This window comes from Candidatus Cloacimonadota bacterium (assembly GCA_012516855.1).
Lineage (GTDB): Bacteria > Cloacimonadota > Cloacimonadia > Cloacimonadales > Cloacimonadaceae > Syntrophosphaera.
Map to the genome: position 1 here is coordinate 1 of JAAYWB010000083.1, position 1578 is coordinate 1578.

The 1578-nt window shown below is 49.2% G+C and carries 2 protein-coding genes; one reads left to right on the forward strand and one right to left on the reverse strand.

Annotation, left to right across the window (positions count from 1 at the left end; all coding sequences use genetic code 11):
• Positions 1–668, forward strand: a 668-nt coding sequence (locus GX466_08250) for a hypothetical protein (protein ID NLH94186.1), incomplete at its 5' end; no start/stop codon positions are given.
• Here GX466_08250 and GX466_08255 read toward each other — a convergent pair.
• Positions 669–1578, reverse strand: a 910-nt coding sequence (locus GX466_08255) for a HAMP domain-containing histidine kinase (protein ID NLH94187.1), incomplete at its 5' end; no start/stop codon positions are given.

Here is a 1578-nt window from a genome sequence, read left to right on the forward strand (position 1 = left end):
ATGCCTACGCCAATCAACCCGCCATTGCCAAATGGAACCTCAGCCGCTTGGCTTCGGCCTTGTTACCTCTCATCCATGAAGATGATGACCAAGCTTCCACACTAGCTTTGGCTACGTTAAACGAATTTGATGCACGCTATACCGAAGAAAGTTTAGCCGTTTGGCGCGTTAAATTGGGTTTAGGAATAGCTGATGCTTCAGAGCAAGACAATCAGGCTGATCTACAACTGGCGTTGGAATTTTTACAGCTGTTGCAAGACCAAGGCATTGACTTCACCCAAGGCTGGCGATGTTTGGTCGATGTTTTAGTGACTGATATTGAATCTGAAACTGCACAACCCAAATCAAACAGTTTCGCAACTTTGTTTTCAAATACCGAAAACGCCAACAACTGGTTCGCCCTTTGGCAGCAACGTTTGCAACAACATACAGTGGCTCGCCATGAGCAGCTTGTCAGTATGCAACGCGCCAACCCCATTTACATTGCCCGCAACCACTTGGTTGAAGAGGCTCTCTACAATGCCACCACGCACAACGATTGGACAGCGTTCAAGCAATTGCTGGCAGCTATTCAACAGCCATCTGAAATTGGTGAACACGACATCAAACTGGCCAGTCCAGCACCTTTAGAGGTCACCGCTTGCTACAAAACGTTTTGCGGGACTTGATCATGTCGCCGGAAGTTGGAGTGTTGCGCTAACCCCGCCTGTATCAAGCCTTTTCAAGATTAACTGCCCACCATAAAGACTGGCTAATTCTTGGGTAATTGCCAGCCCCAATCCAGTGCCTGGCACAGACTCGTCCAACCGGACACCTCTTCTCATGACAGCTGATACTTGCTTATCGTCGATGCCCAATCCATCGTCCATGATGGTCACTTGGAATTCAGGCGGTTTAATATTCGGAATCAGATCAACCGTTACCTTGATGCGGGATTGCGCCCATTTGCAGGCGTTGTCTAAGAGGTTTCCCAGCATTTCTTGCAGGTCCATCTCCTCTCCTGCAAAGTACAGAGGTAAATCTGGTATTTTTGTCTCTATTGAAATTTCTCGAGTCGCATGCACACGCTCCATGACGCGAACCAGACCCGCCAATACAATGGCCACATCGGTTCTTTGTCCTGGAAGACGTTGCGTCGCTGACACACGAGCCCGCGCCAAATGCCAGTCGATATGGCGGTGCGCCGATATCACTTGTTCTTGCACCTGCCGTGCCAGTTCACTGGTATTTTTTTTCAGCTCTAGGGAGGCCGCTTGATCAAGAACCGACAATGGCGTTTTGAGTGCATGAGCCAAGTTACCCGCCTGAGTGCGCGCACGCTCAAGCACTTGGTGATTCTGCACCAGTACGCGATTGAAGTCGTCAACAAGTGGCTGCACTTCAGTGGGAAATACACCAAGTAGACGCGTTGAATTCGCATGCTGTACTTGCTTCAGACTATGCTGCAGTTGACGCAGTGGTTTAAGACCCACAGCGACTTGCGCCCAAGCAGCCAACACTAAGAGAAAGAACAAGACGGCTAAAGAAACCACCAATACATTCGTAAAACGTTGCACTGCATCGCGCGTATCCTTTAAA